This window comes from Vannielia litorea (assembly GCF_018424695.1).
Classification (GTDB): domain Bacteria; phylum Pseudomonadota; class Alphaproteobacteria; order Rhodobacterales; family Rhodobacteraceae; genus Vannielia; species Vannielia litorea_A.
Genome location: NZ_QTNQ01000033.1, coordinates 1 through 15,622, shown reverse-complemented (window position 1 = coordinate 15,622; position 15,622 = coordinate 1). Strand labels below are relative to the sequence as shown.

Below are 15,622 nucleotides of genomic sequence, written 5' to 3'. Positions count from 1 at the left end.
GTTGCTCGGTTTTGCTTGGGCCTTTGCAGGCAGAGGCTTAGTTGCGCTCTTTGTCGACCATCTTGCCGGCGGAGATCCAGGGCATCATGGCGCGCAGCTTCTCGCCGACTTCCTCGATCTGGTGCTCGTCGTTGATCCGGCGGGTGGCCTTGAAGTTGGGCTGGCCGACGGCGTTTTCCTGCATGAAGTCGCGCACGAACACGCCCTTCTGGATGTCGGTCAGCACCTCTTTCATGCGCTTCTTGGTCTCGTCGTAGGGCAGGATGCGCGGGCCGGAGACATATTCGCCATACTCGGCGGTGTTGGAGATCGAGTAGTTCATGTTGGCGATGCCGCCTTCGTAGATCAGGTCCACGATCAGCTTCACCTCGTGAAGGCACTCGAAATAGGCCATCTCGGGGGCGTAACCGGCTTCCACCAGCGTTTCAAAGCCCATGCGGATCAGCTCGACGAGGCCGCCGCAGAGCACCACCTGCTCGCCGAAGAGGTCGGTTTCGCACTCTTCGCGGAAGTTGGTCTCGATGATGCCCGAGCGGCCGCCGCCGATGGCGGAGCAGTAGGAGAGGCCGATTTCCAGCGCCTTGCCGGTGGCGTCGTTGTGCACCGCCACGAGGCAGGGCACGCCGCCACCCTTGGTGTATTCGCCGCGCACGGTGTGGCCGGGGCCCTTGGGTGCCATCATGATCACGTCGACCTCGGCGGGCGCCTCGATCAGGCCGAAGTGCACGTTGAGGCCGTGGGCGAAGGCAATGGCGGAGCCGGGCTTGAGGTTGTCCTTCACGTATTTCTTGTAGGTCTCGGCCTGAAGCTCATCGGGCATGGTGAACATGATCAGATCGCACCAGGCGGCGGCCTCGGCGATGCCCATCACCTGCAGGCCTTCGCTTTCGGCCTTCTTGGCGGAGGGCGAGCCTTCGCGCAGGGCGACGGCTACGTTCTTGGCGCCGCTGTCGCGCAGGTTCAGCGCATGGGCGTGGCCCTGCGAGCCGTAGCCGAGGATGGCCACCTTCTTGTCCTTGATCAGGTTGATGTCGCAATCGCGGTCATAATACACGCGCATGGTTTTCCCTCCGGGAGTGGTTTCATTGCGGTGGGTTGTAGCCCTGTGGTGCCGGGTGTGGGAGAGTGAGAGTTGACGTTCTTGACGCTTTCGGCGAAAAGTTAATTCATCTAGGTACATAAATGTGAAAAACTCATGCTCCACGACCACGACAGGCGCATCCTGCGCCAGCTTCAGGCCGAACCGACGCTGAAGGCCAACGAGCTGGCCGAGCGGGTGGGACTTTCCGCCCAGCAGGCCTGGCGGCGGGTCGAGCGGATGGAGCGTGACGGCGTCATCCGGGGGCAGGAAGCGATGATCGACTGGGAGGCGCTTGGGTTTGCGGTGCGGGTGAGCCTGCGGATCACGCTCGACAAAACCCTACCACGCGCCTTTGACGAATTTCTTGAAGCCGCGCGCGCTGTGCGGGAAGTGACTGAAATTCAAACCTTTCTGGGCCGGGTTGACGTGCGACTGGAGGTCATTGCCCGCGACATGGGGCATTGGACGGGCATTTACCGCGAGAAGATCATGGCGCTGCCCCATATCGCCGATATCGAGGCGCTGATGCATGTGAGCCGGATCAAGGTGCAGGAGGCATTGCCGGTATGACCCTCGATGAAATCGACTGGAAGATCCTGGCGGCCCTGCAGGCGGACGGTCGCCAGTCTGCCGGGGCCGTGGGGCGGCGCCTGGGCCTCTCGCAGCCGGCGGCCTGGCGGCGGATCAGGCGGCTCAGGGAGTCGGGGGCGATCCGCGGGCAACGGTTGCGACTGGATGCGGAAAAGCTGGGCTTTGGCGTGACGGTGTTCCTCGGTGTGAAGCTGGCGACGAAAGGGCGGGTTTCATTGGATGATTTCGAGCGGGCCGTGAGCGCGATTCCGGAGGTGCAGACGGTGGAGCACGTGCTGGGGCTGTATGATTATCGCCTGCGCGTCACCGCCCGCGACCTCGCCGATTTCGAGCGGGTGCTGCGGCGGCGGATCATGGCGCTGCCCGGCGTGGGCAACGTGGAGGCCAATGTGCTGCTCACCGAAGAGCGGCGCCCCGGGCCGTTGGGGGGCTTGGCCGGGCAAGGTTGAGAGTGATTCAGTTCAAGGTTCACTCGGCTCATGGTATGCTCGTGGAAAGGAGTTCGCCATGACAAGGATCCTAATTGCAACCGACCTTTCCGAAAGGTCAGACCGCGCATTGCGTCGCGCCTTTCGCCTCGCGGAAGAGATGGATGCGGAGCTGACTGTGCTCACAGTTGTAGATGAGGACTTGCCTGAGAAAATAGCAACTGTGATGGCTGCGGAAGCGGAGGCACAGCTGGTCGCCCAATGTGGGACAATCTCGGAGCGCAAGGCGGCAATCCGCGTGGAAACGGTCGAGCCTGTGGCAGCGATCACCACCAGCGCATCCAGTATCGACGCGGATCTGCTGGTGCTCGGGGTGCATCGGCCACGGCCTTTCTGGGACATTTTCACCGGGACAACCATGGAGCGCATCGTGCGCGCCAGTGAGCGGCCGGTGCTGCTGGCGTCGGGGCCCGTGACAGGCGCCTACGAGCGTGTGTTGTGCGGGATCGACCTTTCGCCCGCCTGCGAGGCTGCGGCGCAGGCGGCCGGGCGGGTTGCGCCAGAAGCCGTTCTCAAGGCATTTCACGCCGTCCATGTGCCCTACCGGGGGCTTTTGGCCCCGCAAGACAGCGCGAAGGCGCTCTCGCCGTTCATCGATGAGGCACAACGCGAACTTGGGGACTGGTGGAAGAGGGCACAGTTGCCCGAGCAGATGGAACAACCGGTTCCCTCTGTGGGCGCGGTGTCTTCGAGCCTCGACAAGGAAATCGAGAGCTTCCAGCCAGAACTCATTGCAGTGGGTGCGCATGGCCGGGTCGCGATTTCGATTTCACTTCTGGGAAGGTTCACCGAGGATCTCATCCGGACACCGCCTTGCGATGTGCTGGTCGTTCGCCGGTAAGACGAAGTAGGGGCTTTGACTTGGGCGCGGTTGGCGATAGCTGTTGGCGACCTTAAACGGAGGATCGCCCCATGAGTGCCTTGCGCGGAGACATTGACCCGGACGGGCTGCTGGAATTCTCGGTGGTGTTCACCGACCGCTCATTGAACCACATGAGCCAGGCATTTCAGGAGGTTATGCGTGACATCTCCGCCGGTCTGAAGGCTTGCTACAACGCCCATGCCGTGGCGGTGGTGCCGGGCGGGGGAACCTATGCGATGGAGGCCGTGGCGCGGCAGCTTGCCAAGGATGCGACGGTGCTGGTGGTGCGCAACGGGTTTTTCTCTTACCGCTGGAGCCAGATTTTTGCGGCCGGGGGCATCCCCTCGGACGAGATCGTGATGAAGGCCCGGCGCGAGGGCAACGAGGCGACGGCCGCCTTTGCGCCCGCGCCGGTGGAAGAGGTGGTGGCCCGGATCAAGGCCGAAGCGCCGGCTCTGGTCTTCGCGCCCCATGTCGAGACGGCCTCGGGCATGATCCTGCCGGATGAGTACATCGCCGAAATTTCCAAGGCCGTTCATGAGGTTGGCGGGCTGATGGTGCTTGATTGTATCGCCTCGGGCTGCATCTGGGTCGACATGGAAGCCACCGGCGTGGACGTGCTGATCTCGGCGCCGCAGAAAGGCTGGTCGGCCCCGCCCTCGGCGGGCCTTGTCATGCTCTCGGCGCGGGCCGAGGAGAAGGTGGCGGAGACAAAATCCGACAGCTTTGCCTGCGACCTCGGCAAATGGCTGGCGATCATGCAGACCTATGAGAACGGCGGCCACGCCTACCACGCAACGATGCCGACCGATGCGCTGCGGGTGTTCCGCGACGCATTGAAGGAAACCGAGGCGCGGGGCTTCGGCGAGGTGAAGGCCGCACAGCAGGCGCTGGGCGACGGGGCGCGGGCACTGATGGCCCGCAAGGGCCTGAAAAGCGTGGCCGCAGAGGGGTTTGGCGCGCCGGGCGTTGTGGTGGTGTACACCGACGATCCGGAACTGCAGACGGGCCGCGCATTCGCCGCCGAGGGCGTGCAGATTGCAGCGGGCGTGCCGCTGATGGTGGACGAAGGGGCCGACTACAAGAGCTTCCGCATCGGGCTCTTCGGGCTCGACAAGCTGGCGGATGTTGAGGCGACGCTCGGACGGCTCGAGCGGGTGTTGGACAAGGTTATCGCCTGAGGCTTAAGGGCGGGTTAACCGCCCATGCCCGCCCGCATCACCGCCCGGCGCAGCGGCGGCACATCGGCCACGGCCTTCAACCCAGAGAGCCGCAGCGATTGCAGCGGCGGCAGGCCGGAGCGGGTGAGCCGGTTGTAGAGCGCGATGGCCGCGACCCGCGCGGCCACGTCGTGGGCACGGGATTTTTCATAGGCATCAAGGTGTTGCCGGGAGCCCAAGCGGTCCGGCGAGGCGCTGTGGAGCAGGGCGGCAAGGTCATTCAGCGAGGTGTTGAGCCCCTGCGCGCCGATGGGCGGGATCACGTGGGCCGCCTCGGCGATGAGCGCGGTGCGCTGGGCGGTCAGGGCCTTGGCGCGGAGCGTGATGATCGGGAAGAGGGCGCGGGGAGAGGCCAGGGTGAGCGGGCCGAGCAGGCCGGCGGAGCGGGTGGTGGCCTCGGCAGAAAAATCTTCCGGCTCAAGGGCTTGCAGGCGCATTGCCTCGGGGCCCGGGTTCATCCATACGACCGCTGAAGTCGGCGTGCCATCGTCATCGGGGAGCGGGATGAGAGTGAAGGGGCCGCCCTGGTTGTAGACCTCGGTGGAAATGTTGCGATGCGGCTCCGGGTGGGTGACAGAGAAGGCGAGGGCCTTCTGGCCGAAGCGGGAGATTTCGGCAGGGATTCCGGCGGCTTCGCGCACAGCACTTTCGCGCCCGTCGGCGCCGATCACGAGGCGGGCGCGCAGGCCGGTGCCATCGGTGAGCCGCACCAGCGCCTCGCCCTCGCGGGTGACCATCGAAGCAAAGCCAGCGCCCCAGTGGAGCGTGACATTCGGCAGCGATTCCAGCGCGTTGAGCAGCACGTCGGCGATGCGCCAGTTCATCAGGTTCTGCGCCAGCGGGGGCGTGCCGGGGGCCTCTGAGGCGAAGGCGCGGCTGTCGCGGATCTGGGGCGGCCAGCCCGTGGTGTCGGTGATGTGCAGCTCTTGCAGCGGCTGAGCGTGGGGCGCGAGTTGATCCCAAAGACCGGCCTCGGAGAAGAGCTCGATCGCCGGGTCGAGAAAGGCGGTAGAGCGTTGATCGCCTTGCGTTCTATCCCGTTTCGGGGCGCCGGGCGCAGCGAGGGTGACACTGTATCCGGCCTGGGCGAAACAGGCGGCGGCGGTCAGCCCGGCGATGCCGGCCCCGGCGATCAGGATATCGGTGGTTTCACGTGCCATGGTCGGGATTTAGGGCGCGGGACGCGCAATTGCCAAGGGGGCGGATAATCGCAGGCAGCGTTTTGCGGAAATGCAGGGGCGAGGCGGTGGAAATCGGCGTTAACCCTGGAAAGCAGGAGGGCACAAGTGATGCACAAGGCATGCACATCCCATGCATATGCAGTTTTGCAAAACGCCGAAGGGTTACCCCGCCGCGCGGGCGACCGGGCGCAAAAAGCCGGTGAGGTCGGAGGTGTGATGGTGGATGTGCGGCGCCGCCAGCGGCTCGGGGGTGACGAGCACGGTGCGCATGCCCATCGCGTGGGGCGCGGCGAGGTTGCGGGGATCATCCTCGAACATGGCGGCGCGGGCCGGGTCCAGCCCGGCCTTTTTGAAGACGGTCTCGAAGGCCGCGCGCTCGGGCTTGGGGCGGAAGCCAGCGTGCTCAACGCCGAACACCTCGTCGAAGAGGCCGGAGAGGCCGCGCGCGGAAAGCACCCGCTCGGCATAGGGCCGGGAGCCGTTGGTGTAGACGAACTTGTTGCCGGGCAGGGCGGCGATGGCGGCGGCGAGCGCGTCGTCGGCCTCCAGATGGTCGAGCGAGATGTCGTGGACGTGGGTGAGGTAGGGGGCCGGGTCGAGGCCGTGCACCTCCATCAACCCGGCGAGCGTGGTGCCGTAGTCGGCCCAGTACTTCTTGCGCAGGGCGTTGGCCTCGGGCTGCTCGATCCCGAGGGCCTCCATGACCCAGGCGGTCATGCGCACCTCGATCTGGTCGAACAGGCGGGCCTCGGGCGGGTAGAGCGTGTTGTCGAGGTCGAAGACCCAGGCGGCGACGTGGGAGAAGAGGGGGGCATGTGACATGGCGCGGACGCTAGGGCCGCCCGGTGTTGGGCGCAAGGGGAGGTGGGCCTGCGGCGTGACGGCGGCTTGCCTTGCGGGGACGGGGGGGCATAGTGTCGCCGGACGAAGACAGGAGACCTCGCTATGCCAAGCGCACGGCCCACGCAGGGCGATGCCTACGGGCTCATTCTCGACGCGATCGATCTGGGCACCTACAAGCCCGGCGACCGGCTGGTGGAGAGCGAGCTGGCGGAGCGCTTCGGCGTGTCGCGCACGCCGATCCGCGAGGCGTTGCAGCGGCTGGAGACGCAGGGGCTGCTGGTGCGCGACGGGCGCAGCCTGATCGTCGCCTCGCTCGACCACAACGAGCTGGCCGAGCTATACGTGGTGCGGGCCGAACTGGAGGGGCTGGCGGCGCGGCTGGCCGCCCGGCATGCGACGACCGAGGAGGTGAAGGTGCTGAGCCAGATGGTGGAGGAGGACCGGGCGAAGGTGGATGACCCTTTGGCGCTGTCCCGCTCCAACCGGCGGTTTCACCGGCAGATCCACCTGGCCAGCCACAACCGCTTCCTGATCCAGCAGCTGGATCTGGTGCATCGGTCGATGGCGCTTCTGGCCACCACCTCGCTGGCGGGCGAGGGCCGGGGCGAGGCAGCGCTGGCAGAGCACCAGGCGATCGTGGATGCCCTGGCCGCCCGCGACGAGGCGGGCGCGGGCGAGGCGCTGCGCCGCCACATCTCGGCGGCCTTCGAGCAGCGGCTCAAGCTGGACGCGGCGCAGGACTGACGGGCGCGGGGCTGTCGAGCACCAGCACAGGGGCGAGCTCATCTTCATCCTCGTGGTGCAGCCCGTGTGTGGTTTTGTCCCAGTAGAACGGCTTGGTGACGATCTCCCAGAGCGCCTTGTAGGAGGCCAGCGCCCCCAGCGGGTAGTAAAAGTGCAGCGTGGGCACCCATTTGCGCAGGGCAAGGTGGCCCGCGAGCCGGGTGCCGGTGAGGCCGACGGCGATGTTGACCAGCTCCGAGGCGAGGAAGGTGCCCGCGAGAGTCCATATCGCCCAGCCGGGCAGCACCGCCGCGACCGGGTGCCAGAGGCCGAGCACCACGAGCCAGAAGCTCCAGAGGAGGGGGGCGAGGATGAATTGCGAGAGCGCGCCGAGAAACAGCAGCTGGAACCCGGCGAAGCGCCAGGCCCCGAGATCGCGCCAGAGCTGGCGGGGCTTGCGCATGTGCACCGCCCATGTGAGGGCATAGCCCTTAAGCCAGCGGGAGCGCTGCTTGACCCAGGGCAGGGCGCGGCAGTTGGCCTCCTCGAAGGTGGTGCTTTGCACAAGCTCCGTGCGATAGCCCAGGCGCACCAGCCGCATGCCGAGGTCGGCATCCTCGGTGACGTTATGGGCATCCCACCCGCCGATGTTCTCCAGCGCCTCGCGGCGGAAGAACAGCGTGGTGCCGCCCAGCGGAATCGGCCAGCCCAGCCGCGCCAGCCCGGGCAGCACCACGCGGAACCAGCTGGCATATTCCACCGCGAAGCAGCGAGAGAGCCAGTTGGTGCCCGCATTGTAGAAGTCGAGGGCGCCTTGCAGGCAGGCCACTTTCGGCGGGCGCTCGTGGAAGCGTTGCACCACCTTGTGGATCTGGTCCGGGTCAGGGGCATCCTCGGCATCCCAGACGCCGACGATGGAGCCGCGGCAGAACTCCAGCGCGTAGTTCAGCGCGCGCGGCTTGGTTTGCACCGCCCCGCGCGGCACGGTGATGACGCGAATCCACGGCGGCAGGTGGGTGCGCGAGAGGGTGAGGCGGGTGGTGTCATCGGAGGCCTCCATCACCAGGCAGACGTCGAGCAGCTCCTTGGGGTAGGTCAGCCGGGAGAGGCGGCGCACGAGGTGGCTGGCGATATGCTCTTCGCGGAACAGCGGCACCATGACAGACACCACTGGCAGCCGGGCGATGGCCGGGCGGTTGCGGCGGCTGTTGAAGGCGGGAAGGGCGGAGGCAAGAGGCAGCGGGCCGGTTTGCTGTGCGGCCTGGGCGGCCGCCTCCAGCGCGGCGGTGCGGCGGTGTCGTTCGCGGCGGTCGGCGCGCAGGCGTTGCCAGGCGAAGGTGGTGGCGGCGGCCTTCAGGGCCATCTGAAGCACCAGCGTGACCACGGCCCAGACGGTGAGCAGGGCAAGCAAGGCGGCGGGTGCCGCGAGGCTGATCAGAACAAGCGCGGTGCAGAGCGCGATGAGCACACGCTGCTTGCGCCGGGTGAGAAACTCGCGGCAACTCAGCGGCTCGGCGACCTTGGTTTCGGCCTTGCGCACCAGATCCTTGGCGCGGATCTGCTGGACGGCGCGATAGATTTCCTGCTCCTGGGCCAGTGCCATGACGACCGGCCCGAAGAGGCGGGTCAGCTCTTCCTGGTGGCGGGCAAAGAAATGCGGGCGCGCGGTGACGATGATGGTGAGCGAGCCACCGCGACGCCAGGGCAGCAGGCCGTCGCGCAGGCAGCGCTCCGGGCTCAGGCGATCGACCAGCCTTGGGTCGGGCGGTTCGAAAAGCGGATCGACGATGCGGGCGCCCCATTGCTGGGCCAGGCCGGCCATCAGCTGGGGCCGGGTAATCATGCTGTGGGCGAGGAGAATGTCGCCCAGTCGTGCCTCCTCGCGGGCCTGCATCGAAAGGGCCTTCAAAAGGTCACCCGGGTCCAGTGCGCCGGATTCGACCAGGATCTTGCCCAGCCTCGGGCGTTCGGCCTCGGGCGGATGTTCGGGTGTGACGAGCTGCAGCGCGCTCTCGGAAAGAGCGGGTGCGGCGCCGGCCACGCTGCGCTGTGGCTGCGGGCTCATTGAGCGCGTTTCCTTCCCCTGGTGGCACCGGGAAGAAAATGGCAGGCTCCCGGCGGCAGTCGCGGAGGCCCAGCAGCCCCCGCCCCGTCACATTGCCGCCCGATTGGTTAAGGATCGGTTAATTCCCATGCTGAGAGCATGGGGTCCGCTGGGGAAGCCCTCAGCCTGGCACCTTCTGCTTCATTGCTTCGGCGAAGCGCTCGAAAAGGTAGAAGCTGTCTTGCGGGCCGGGGCTGGCCTCGGGGTGGTATTGCACCGAAAATACCGGTTTGCCCTCCACCGCGATGCCGCAGTTGGAGCCGTCGAAGAGGCTCACGTGGGTTTCGTGCACACCCTCGGGCAGGGTCTGGCTATCCACCGTGAAGCCGTGGTTCATCGAGGTGATCTCGACCTTGCCTGTCGTCAGATCCTTCACCGGGTGGTTGGCGCCGTGGTGGCCGTGGTTCATCTTGATCGTCCGTGCCCCGAGCGCCAGCGCCAGCATCTGGTGGCCTAGGCAGATGCCGAAGACGGGGATCTCCCTGGCCAGCACTTCCTTGATCATCGGCACGGCATATTCACCCGTCGCCGCCGGATCGCCGGGGCCGTTGGAGAGGAACACGCCGTCGGGGCCGTGGGCCAGCACCTCTTCCGCCGTTGCCGTGGCAGGCAGCACCGTCACGTCGCAGCCTGCGGAGGCGAGGCAGCGCAGGATGTTGCGCTTGGCGCCGTAGTCGATGGCCACCACCTTGTGGCCCGGCCCTTCGCGCTTGGTGAAGCCTTCGGGCCAGGCCCAGCGCATCTCGTCCCAGCGGTAGCTCTGGGCGCAGGTCACATCCTTTGCCAGATCGAGCCCCTCGAGCCCGGAGAACCCGCGTGCGGCGGCGATCAGCGCCTCGATGTCGAAGTTGCCCTCCGGGTCATGGGCCAGCGCCACATGGGGCGCGCCCTGCTGGCGGATCGCCCGGGTCAGCCGCCGGGTATCGAGCCCGCCGATGCCCACGCGCCCGCGCCGCGCCAGCCAGTCCTGCAACTGCTCGGCGGCGCGCCAGTTGGAGGGCTCGGTGGGATCCCATTTCACCACCATGCCCTCGGCCACCGGATCGGCGGTTTCGTCATCCTCGGGGTTCACGCCCACGTTGCCGACATGGGGGAAGGTGAAGGTGACGATCTGGCCGGCGTAGGAGGGATCGGTCATGATCTCCTGGTAGCCGGTCATCGCGGTGTTGAAGCACAGCTCGGCGGTTTTCACGCCCGTCGCCCCGAAGCCCTGTCCGTAGAACAGCGTGCCGTCGGCAAGGGCGAGGCAGGCGGTGGGTTTGGGCTGGCTGGGCATGGGCGCGACTCCTTTGGCGGTGAGGGTCAGTCGGGGCAAATCCGCCCGTGTCTAGGGCGGTGGGCGCGGGGCGTCAAGCGGGGCGAAACGTGGTGTTTCCGTCACGTCCGGCGCGGCCCGGCTTGCCCCGCGCGGCGTGGCCAAGTAGGGTGTGCCCTTGTCTGGCCCGGGGGACGCGCAACCACTCAACTTGCGCGGCGGGCGCAATCAGGGATCTCAACCGTATGGATATCCGCACTCGCGTGTCGACCGCGCTGAAGGAGGCCATGAAGGCCAAGGAGGCCGACCGCCTCTCGACGCTGCGGCTGATCAATGCCGCCATCAAGGACAAGGACATCGCCAACCGGGGAGAAACCGGGGCAGGCGAGGCCGGGGTGACGGATGCCGAGGTGCTGGGCATCCTTGGCAAGATGGTGAAGCAGCGGCAGGAGAGCGCGCGCGCCTATGAGGAAGGCGGGCGGCTGGACCTGGCCGAGCGGGAGCTGTCCGAGGTGAAGGTGATCGAGGAGTTCCTGCCGCAGCAGCTCTCGGAGGATGAGGCCGAGGCGGCGGTGACCGAGGCGATCGAGGAGACCGGCGCCGAGAGCATCCGCGATATGGGCCGGGTCATGGGCATCCTGAAAGAGCGCTACACCGGCCAGATGGATTTCGGCACCGTCGGCCCGATGGTGAAGGACCGGCTGGCCTGAGAGACGGCGGGCCGCTCCGCTTCTCATTGCTCATCGAAAATCCCGGGGGTGTGGGGGCAGCGCCCCCACTCCGTCGGCTCAATCGGCGCTCAGGCCCGGAAACGCTGCGCGAATCTGCGCCTCCTCCTCCGCCGACACCGCAAAGCGCTCCACGAATCGCGCCTTGAAGCTCACCCGCCCGCGCCGCGCGCCGAAGTTCTCTCCGTGGTTCAGGATGTAGAGCGCGGCGGGCGCGTGCAGCGGGGCGAGGGGCCGCCCGGCCAGGGCGGCGAGGTAGGGGAACATCCGGTGCTCGTGCCCGGTGAGCGCCTCCAGAAAGGCGGCCTCGGCGGGATCGCGGGAGCAGCGGAAGGCGGCGCAGGAGCCGCAGAGCTTCCAGAAGGGCTTTTGGCCCGGCTGGGCCAGGCTGCGGGGCGCGGCGCGGGCGAAGGTGCCGGTGCCGGCGTTCAGCAGCCAGCCCTGTTCCACGAGGTAGCCGCCGGGCGCGCGGCGCGTGCGCATCTCGGCCACCGCGCCGGGGGCCAGCAGGTCGTCTGCGTCGAAAGGCATCACGTAGCCATCCTCGGGCCCTTGCGCAGGCAGGGCGCGGCAGAGGGCGGCGAGCTTCTTCCACTTGTCGTTGCCCTCGACGGTTTCGGTGAAGGGGAGGAAGGTGATACGGGCGTCGTGTTCAAGATCGGGCGGAAGCGTGGGCGCGTCCTGCCCGCAGATCAGGGCGCGCCAGTGCCCGTCGGTCTGGGCGGTGAAGCTGGCAAGCGTCTCGCAGAGTCGCGCCTCCACCGTGGCCCAGTCGCCCACGTGGTGCTTGCCGACGAGTGGCAGTATGAACACCACCTCCGGCGCCGAAGGCGCCGCCACGAGGTGCCCGCGGCGCGACAGCGCCGCGGCTTCGGAGGGCGCGGGCCCGAGTGCGCGCGCCAGCGCGGGCGAGAGCGCGGCGGCGGCGCGCAGCGCGGCGCGTTTCCATTTGGGGGTGGCGGGCTGTTGGGCCATCAGTCTCTCAGCGGCAGCAGGGCGGCAAGCTCGGCGTGGAGCGCGATGCGCTCCTCTTCGCTGAGGAAGGCGCCGATTTCAACCTCCCGGCCCTTGCCGGAGAGGGTGATGTAATTTGGCACCGGCCCGCCCGAGCGGTGCAGGGTGACGCGGACCCAGTGCGGGTTTTCCTCCCAGCTCAGGGCCGCGCCCTTGGGGTTGTGCCGCGTGAGCAGCAGCCGGTCGGGCCAGAGGGTGAGCTCTTCGAGGATCTCGGCGTCGCGGTAGTTCTTCTGCAGCAGAAAGTAGAGCAGCCAGAGCGCCCCCAGCATGAAGGGCAGGAGGCCCCAGAGCACCGGCGTGCCTATGGCCGGAATCAGCGGCACGCAGAGCAGCGCCGCGGTGCCGCCGATGAACCAGACGAATCCGATTTTCGGCAACGAGCGGAAGGGCCAGGCCGAGAGCTTGGTGAGGGTGCCCGGAGGGGGCGGGGTGTGCCAGGTGTAGGGCATGGCGTGAGTTTATCGCGGCGTGGGAGCGGGGGCGAGGGGGCTGCTCATCGGGGCCTTGCCTTGCGGCGCGGCCGCTCTTCGCAGCTCCGCTCGCAGGGCGGGACTTGTTTTATCGCCCGGAAAGCAAAAGGCCCCGGGCGCGATGCCGGGGCCTTTCGTGTTCGTGGCGGTCCGCCTCAGTGGTGGGCGACCTTGTCCCAGTCCTCGCGTTTGGGGAGGATCTCGAAGGTGTGCTCCGGCGGCGGGGAGGGCAGGGTCCACTCCAGCGTGTCGGCGTGCTCGTTCCACGGGTTGGCCGCGGGCGAGGGGGCGCCTTTGCGCATCGCGTAGAAGATCGTGACGATGAAGAACACGAAGCTGGCGAAGCTGAGGAAAGCGCCGATCGACGAGATGTAGTTATAGAAGGCGAAGGCTTCGGGGTAGTCGATGTAGCGGCGCGGCATGCCCTGACGGCCCAGGAAGTGCTGGGGGAAGAAGGTCAGGTTTGCGCCGATGAACATGGCCCAGAAGTGGATCTTGCCTGCGGTCTCCGAGTACATCTTGCCGGTGAACTTGGGGAAGTAGAAGTAGATCCCCGCGAAGATGCAGAACACGGCACCGAGGCTCATCACGTAGTGGAAGTGCGCCACGACGTAGTAGGTGTCGTGATAGGCGCGGTCGATCCCGGCCTGGGACAGCACGACGCCGGTGACGCCGCCCACGGTGAAGAGGAACAGGAAGCCGAAGGCCCAGAGCATCGGGGTTTTGAACTCGATGGAGCCGCCCCACATGGTGGCGATCCAGGAGAAGATCTTGATGCCGGTGGGCACTGCGATCACCATGGTCGCCAGCATGAAGTAGCTCTGCTGGGTCAGCGACATGCCGACGGTGTACATGTGGTGCGCCCAGACGACGAAGCCCAGCACCCCGATCCCGATCAGCGCCCAGACCATCGGCAGGTAGCCGAAGATCGGTTTGCGGGCGAAGGTGCCGATGACGTGGGAGATGATCCCGAAGCCCGGCAGGATGATGATGTACACCTCGGGATGGCCGAAGAACCACAGGATGTGCTGGTAGAGGATCGGGTCACCGCCGCCCGAGGGGGCGAAGAAGGTGGTGCCGAAGTTCCGGTCGGTCAGCAGCATGGTGATGGCGCCGGCGAGCACCGGCAGGGCCAGCAGGATCAGCCATGCGGTCACGAAGATCGACCAGCTGAAGAGCGGCACCTTGAACAGGGTCATGCCAGGGGCACGCATGTTCAGAAAGGTGGTGATCATGTTGATCGCGCCGAGGATCGAGCTGGCACCCGAGACGTGCACCGCGAAGATCGCGAGGTCCATCGAATAGCCGCTTTCGTTGGTCGACAGCGGCGGGTAGAGCACCCAGCCCACGCCCGAGCCGAGCTGGCCGTTGCCGCCCGGCGAGAGCACCGAGGCCACGGCAAGCGCGGTGCCGGCGACGTAGAGCCAGTAGGACAGGTTGTTCATCCGCGGGAAGGCCATGTCGGGCGCGCCGATCTGGAGCGGCATCAGGTAGTTGCCGAAGCCGCCGAAGAGCGCCGGGATCACCACGAAGAACATCATCAGGATGCCGTGGGCCGTGACCAGCACGTTCCAGAGGTGGCCGTTGGGCGTGCATTCCTCGCCGGAGGGCAGCATCCGCGCGCCTTCGGCGCACATGAACTGCACCTCGGGGCTCATCAGCTCCATCCGCATGTAGACGGTGAAGGCCACCGAGATGAAGCCCACCGCCGCGGCAGTGAACAGGTAGAGGATCCCGATATCCTTGTGGTTGGTCGACATGAACCAACGGGTAAAGAAGGACCGGTTGTCCTCGTGGTCGTGACCGTGAACGGTGGCGTCCGCCATAGGTGCTGCCTCCCGGCTTGCGTAGTTTATCCCATGGGGCGAGACATGGGCCGACGCTTCGCGCAGCACGGCCCGGCTCTCCCTTCCGCTTCCGCTTTTACGGATCGCATTCAGGAACGGCAATGTGCAAGTGGTCGCAGGGGGTGGAAAATTGCCCGCGCCCGACAGGTGGTGAGGGCTGTATCAGCCCGGGGCCGCCGCCAGTGCGCCGCGGGCGGCGAGGTGAACCTCTTCGCGGCGGTCCTCGGGTGTGGGTGCGGAGGCGAGTCGTTCGATCTCGGGGCGCAGCGCCTCGAAGAGAGGCGCGGGCAGGCGGGGCGGCAGCAGCTCAAGCAGCCAGTATTTCCACGCGCCATCGTCGCCGCGCAGGATGCGGCGCAGCGGCGGCAGCAGCGCGGGGCCCGCCCCGGCGAGGCAATCGGCCACGGGGCTGGCGACCGGCCAGTTGGCATCTTGCAGCCATTCGAGCAAATCGGGCAGCAGCGGTTCGAGCGCCACCGGGCTGAGCGCGGCGGCGCGGCGGACGGCTTCGACATCATGCTTGTCGGTCGGGAGGCAGGGGTGGGGTTCCATGCCCCGAATGTGGGAGGTGTTGTGGATCTGGGCAAGGGGCAGATGTTGGTGGGCAAGCGGACATGGGCCGTGGGGCGGCACCGGCCTTGCAGCTAGAGGTGGCCGCGGTCGGGCAAGGGTTGGCCGGCGCGGCGGCAGGAAGCCTGAGGCGGCGCAGAAGGGGCGCGCGCCCGCCCGGGGGAAGTGGCGAATCGGGGGGCTGTTCAGCCCTGAAAGCGCAGCATCAGGGCCACCCCGGCCCAGGCGGAGAAGCCTGTGAGGACCGCGCCCCATGTGGTGTCGGTCACGACCATGGCCCAGGACCAGTCTTTCATGATCGCCATGGAGGTGAACTCGTAGGTGCCATAGGCCATGGCGCCGATCACCGCGCCGTGCAGCAGGGCGCGGGTCGGTTCGGCATCGCGCAGGGCGGGGGCGGAGACGAGGAAGACGAGGCCCGCGACATAGGCGAGGTAGAACAGCCCGGCGGGGGCCAGCAGGGGGCCGTCTCGCATGGCGTTGCCGAGGTGGCGGGTGAAGAGCGGTTTCATCACCAGCGTCAGCATCACGGCGTCGATGGCCAGGAAGAGGACGGCGGTGATGGCGTAGAGCGGGATCATCGGGATCTCTCCTTTGGGGTGGAAAGGAGGTAGGGCGCTTTGGCGGCAGGCAAGGGGGCCT

The 15,622-nt window shown here is 67.1% G+C and carries 16 protein-coding genes; 6 read left to right on the top strand and 10 right to left on the bottom strand.

Going from position 1 to position 15,622, the window contains the following annotated elements; translation table 11 throughout:
- Window positions 1-37: 37 nt before the first annotated feature.
- A complete protein-coding gene (gene ilvC / locus DYI42_RS12610) occupies window positions 38-1,060 on the bottom strand; it encodes a ketol-acid reductoisomerase (RefSeq protein ID WP_213546296.1) in 1,023 nt (340 codons plus the stop codon).
- A 135-nt stretch (window positions 1,061-1,195) separates the two neighbouring features.
- On the opposite strand from ilvC, the gene DYI42_RS12605 reads away from it, so the two are divergent.
- From DYI42_RS12605 to DYI42_RS12590, 4 genes are all read left to right on the top strand, one after another.
- A complete protein-coding gene (locus DYI42_RS12605) occupies window positions 1,196-1,651 on the top strand; it encodes an Lrp/AsnC family transcriptional regulator (RefSeq protein ID WP_213546295.1) in 456 nt (151 codons plus the stop codon).
- The gene (locus DYI42_RS12600) at window positions 1,648-2,121 is read left to right on the top strand and encodes an Lrp/AsnC family transcriptional regulator (protein ID WP_213546294.1); all 474 of its coding nucleotides are present in this window, start codon (window positions 1,648-1,650) and stop codon (window positions 2,119-2,121) included. Before DYI42_RS12605 ends, DYI42_RS12600 begins: the two co-directional genes overlap by 4 nt.
- Window positions 2,060-3,001: a universal stress protein gene (locus tag DYI42_RS12595; protein WP_342344658.1), complete on the top strand. Its 942-nt coding sequence runs from the start codon at window positions 2,060-2,062 to the stop codon at window positions 2,999-3,001. The genes DYI42_RS12600 and DYI42_RS12595 overlap by 62 nt, the downstream gene beginning before the upstream one ends.
- Before the next feature lie 71 nt (window positions 3,002-3,072).
- The gene (locus tag DYI42_RS12590) at window positions 3,073-4,203 is read left to right on the top strand and encodes an aminotransferase class V-fold PLP-dependent enzyme (protein ID WP_213546292.1); all 1,131 of its coding nucleotides are present in this window, start codon (window positions 3,073-3,075) and stop codon (window positions 4,201-4,203) included.
- Window positions 4,204-4,217: 14 nt separating this feature from the next.
- Here the strand turns inward: DYI42_RS12590 and DYI42_RS12585 are convergent, their stop codons facing one another.
- A complete protein-coding gene (locus DYI42_RS12585; RefSeq protein WP_213546291.1) occupies window positions 4,218-5,402 on the bottom strand; it encodes an FAD-dependent monooxygenase in 1,185 nt (394 codons plus the stop codon).
- Window positions 5,403-5,585: 183 nt separating this feature from the next.
- On the bottom strand, window positions 5,586-6,245 hold the full coding sequence (locus DYI42_RS12580; RefSeq protein WP_213546290.1) for a pyrimidine 5'-nucleotidase: 660 nt from the start codon (window positions 6,243-6,245) through the stop codon (window positions 5,586-5,588).
- Window positions 6,246-6,368: 123 nt separating this feature from the next.
- Here DYI42_RS12580 and DYI42_RS12575 point away from each other — a divergent pair, with 123 nt between their 5' ends.
- Complete coding sequence (locus DYI42_RS12575; protein ID WP_213546289.1) at window positions 6,369-7,010, top strand: GntR family transcriptional regulator; 642 nt, start codon at window positions 6,369-6,371, stop codon at window positions 7,008-7,010.
- On the opposite strand, the gene DYI42_RS12570 is transcribed toward DYI42_RS12575, so the two are convergent.
- Together DYI42_RS12570 and carA are read right to left on the bottom strand one after the other, a co-directional pair.
- Window positions 6,985-9,054: a glycosyltransferase gene (locus DYI42_RS12570; protein ID WP_244867887.1), complete on the bottom strand. Its 2,070-nt coding sequence runs from the start codon at window positions 9,052-9,054 to the stop codon at window positions 6,985-6,987. The two genes, DYI42_RS12575 and DYI42_RS12570, sit on opposite strands and share 26 nt — an antisense overlap.
- A gap of 160 nt (window positions 9,055-9,214) precedes the next feature.
- Entirely contained in the window at window positions 9,215-10,369 is a 1,155-nt protein-coding gene (carA, locus tag DYI42_RS12565; RefSeq protein WP_213546288.1) for a glutamine-hydrolyzing carbamoyl-phosphate synthase small subunit, read from the bottom strand.
- 224 nt (window positions 10,370-10,593) lie between these two features.
- Between carA and DYI42_RS12560 the strand changes: the two genes are divergently transcribed.
- Window positions 10,594-11,058, top strand: coding sequence for a GatB/YqeY domain-containing protein (locus tag DYI42_RS12560; protein WP_213546287.1), 465 nt, complete (start codon window positions 10,594-10,596; stop codon window positions 11,056-11,058).
- A gap of 78 nt (window positions 11,059-11,136) precedes the next feature.
- On the opposite strand, the gene DYI42_RS12555 is transcribed toward DYI42_RS12560, so the two are convergent.
- The 5 genes from DYI42_RS12555 to DYI42_RS12535 all read right to left on the bottom strand — a co-directional run.
- Window positions 11,137-12,051: a hypothetical protein gene (locus DYI42_RS12555; RefSeq protein ID WP_213546286.1), complete on the bottom strand. Its 915-nt coding sequence runs from the start codon at window positions 12,049-12,051 to the stop codon at window positions 11,137-11,139.
- Entirely contained in the window at window positions 12,051-12,542 is a 492-nt protein-coding gene (locus DYI42_RS12550; RefSeq protein WP_213546285.1) for a DUF2244 domain-containing protein, read from the bottom strand. Before DYI42_RS12550 ends, DYI42_RS12555 begins: the two co-directional genes overlap by 1 nt.
- A gap of 176 nt (window positions 12,543-12,718) precedes the next feature.
- Window positions 12,719-14,389, bottom strand: a complete 1,671-nt coding sequence (gene ctaD / locus DYI42_RS12545; RefSeq protein ID WP_213546283.1) for a cytochrome c oxidase subunit I — start codon at window positions 14,387-14,389, stop codon at window positions 12,719-12,721.
- Between the two features lie 183 nt (window positions 14,390-14,572).
- The gene (locus DYI42_RS12540) at window positions 14,573-14,962 is read right to left on the bottom strand and encodes a DUF5071 domain-containing protein (RefSeq protein WP_213546282.1); all 390 of its coding nucleotides are present in this window, start codon (window positions 14,960-14,962) and stop codon (window positions 14,573-14,575) included.
- 203 nt (window positions 14,963-15,165) lie between these two features.
- Window positions 15,166-15,622, bottom strand: a 457-nt coding sequence (locus DYI42_RS12535; RefSeq protein ID WP_342344657.1) for a DUF2177 family protein, incomplete at its 5' end; no start/stop codon positions are given.